The following is a 1,816-nucleotide window of genomic DNA, read 5'->3' on the forward strand; positions in this document are numbered from 1 at the left end:
GACCTGATGATGACGGCAGGCGTCGATAGCCGTGATCATCAGGAAGAGCTGGAAATCGTACAGGTTTCCCGGGAGGTATACCAGCGTATCGCCTACAGGGAAAAAACCGAAGGGGTCGTGGTCCTGGCCAGGTCCAAGAACCATCAGCTGAGTGACCTTCAATTCCATCGGAAAAACCCGCTGGTCCTTGTAGCACAAGCCCCTGAAAAACCAGGCAACCTTGGGGCATTGCTGCGAACAGCAGATGCTGCAGGCCTGGATGCAGTGATCCTGGCGGATCCCAAAAGCGACCTGTATAACCCTAACATCATCCGTTCCAGCGTAGGTTGCCTGTTTACTGTGAACATTGGTATAGGTAGTACTACAGAAGTGCTAGAGTTTCTGAAAATCCATGGAATCACCCTCTACACCGCTGCACTGTCTGCCAGCAAGGTATACAGCGAGGTGGATTATACAGGGGCTGTAGCCATTGCGGTAGGTACTGAAGCCACTGGGCTCACAGAAGATTGGATTTCCGCTGCTGATGAAAACATTATCATTCCCATGAAAGGGGAGATAGATTCCATGAACCTTTCAGTGTCAGCCGCAATACTTATCTTTGAAGCCCTCAGACAACGTAATTTTGATTGAGCAGGTTCAGGAATTTCATTTGTAGTAAAACATGACCCACCCCACACTATTCTACATAATAATTGGCATCCTTTTACTTCAATTTGCCATAGAAACAGTGCTGGATGTTCTTAATGCTCGAAAATTCAGGGATCCGATACCCAGCGAACTATCAGACATATTTGACGCCGGGGAATATAGTAAATCACAGGAATACAAGCTGGCCAACTATAAGTTTGGGCTGATTTCAGGTGTTTTCTCCCTCCTTATCATCCTGGCCTTTTTGATATTCGGGGGCTTCGATTGGATAGATAGCATCGCAAGGAGTGTAACGGACCACCCCATTGCCATTGCCCTGTTGTTTTTTGGAATCATTTTTCTGGGCAGTGACCTGCTGGGCACACCTTTTGCCTACTATCAGACCTTTGTTATCGAAGAAAAATTTGGCTTTAACAAGACCACCAGGGCATTGTTCTGGACCGATAAATTTAAAGGGTGGCTGATGAGCCTTGTGCTCGGTGGAGGCCTCCTGAGCCTGATCATCTGGTTTTTTACCTGGGCCGGAGCCAATTTCTGGATCTATGCCTGGATCTTGATTGCTGCCTTTACCATCTTTATTAATTTGTTTTACAGCCGTCTTATTGTTCCCCTTTTTAACAAACAAACCCCTCTGGAAGAGGGTAAGCTACGTGATAAAATTCAAGCCTATGCACGTAAGGTTGGGTTTGAGCTAAAGAGTATTTTTGTAATAGACGGTTCTAAAAGGTCAACCAAGGCCAACGCCTATTTCTCCGGTTTTGGTAGGGAAAAACGGGTTACCCTGTACGATACGCTTATCGAAGACCTTGAAGAAGATGAGATCGTGGCAGTGCTTGCCCATGAAGTAGGGCATTACAGGAAACATCACGTGTTGTATAATTTGATCACCTCCATATTGCTCACCGGACTCACCCTGTTTATTCTGTCGCTCTTTATCAACAATCCTGAAGTGTCCGCTGCCATTGGAGTGCAAACCCCCAGTTTTCACGCGGCATTAATCGGTTTTGGGCTGCTGTACAGCCCCATATCAGAAGCAACCGGACTGCTGATGAATGCCCTTTCCCGAAAATTTGAATATCAGGCTGATGATTTCGCGAAAACGTCCTTTGCAGCAATGCCTCTGGTGAATTCCCTTAAAAAACTCTCAAAAAAGAGCCTGAGCAACCTG

General features: G+C 46.5%; 2 protein-coding genes. Both read left to right on the forward strand.

The features are described 5' to 3' along the window. The coding region (locus AC4E7D_RS14125) for an RNA methyltransferase (protein ID WP_490174419.1) at window positions 1-630 on the forward strand (630 nt) is incomplete at its 5' end. A gap of 31 nt (window positions 631-661) precedes the next feature. Further along, a partial coding sequence (locus AC4E7D_RS14130) for a M48 family metallopeptidase (protein ID WP_490174420.1) occupies window positions 662-1,816 on the forward strand: 1,155 nt, incomplete at its 3' end.

The sequence above is a fragment of the Lentiprolixibacter sp. genome (assembly GCF_982873095.1).